The following is a 742-nucleotide window of genomic DNA, read 5'->3' on the forward strand; positions in this document are numbered from 1 at the left end:
GAGCGGCGGTTTCGTCATCCCGGCCGCAAACGCCTCGATGATCGCACAGTGCTGCAGGGCATCCTGTTTGTGCTGCACACCGGTATCCAATGGGAGCACCTGCCCCAGGAGTTGGGGTTTGGTTCAGGCATGACCTGTTGGCGACGTTTGGCCGAGTGGAACGCCGCCGGAGTGTGGCAGCGCCTGCACGAGGTGCTGCTGGCCGAGCTGCGCGGGGCCGACGCCTTGGACTTCTCCCGGGCGGTGGTGGATTCCTCCCACATCCGGGCGTTAAAAGGGGACCCGCGACGGGACGAAGTCCTGTAGATCGGGGCAGAACCGGCAGCAAGCACCACCTGGTCACTGATGGGCACGGAACCCCGCTGGCCATCACCCTGACCGGGGGTAACCGCAATGACGGCACCCAGCTTCTGCCCCTGCTAAAGGCGATTCCCCCAGTGCGAGGCAAGCGGGGCCGACCGCGCCGCCGCCCCCGGGTGGTATTGGCCGATCGCGGCTATGACCACGACACATACCGTGCTTTGGTGCGCGAACTGGGCATCCGCCCGCTCATCGCTCGCCGCGGCACCGAGCACGGTTCCGGGCTGGGCACCCAACGCTGGGTGGTAGAGCGGTCCTTTGCGCTCCTGCATCACTTCCGCCGGCTACGCATCCGCTGGGAGATCCGTGACGACATCCACACCGCCTTCCTCCATCTCGCTGCGCCTCATCTGCTGGAGACGCCTGAAGTCATTGCGCTAGG

1 pseudogene is annotated in these 742 nt (G+C 66.2%); it reads left to right on the plus strand.

The features are described from left to right. Positions 1-741: pseudogene (locus VS93_RS28775) on the plus strand (IS5 family transposase); the annotation flags it as partial. Between the last annotated feature and the right edge of the window lies 1 nt (position 742).

It is taken from the genome of Allosalinactinospora lopnorensis, from assembly GCF_000981225.1.
GTDB lineage: Bacteria > Actinomycetota > Actinomycetes > Streptosporangiales > Streptosporangiaceae > Allosalinactinospora > Allosalinactinospora lopnorensis.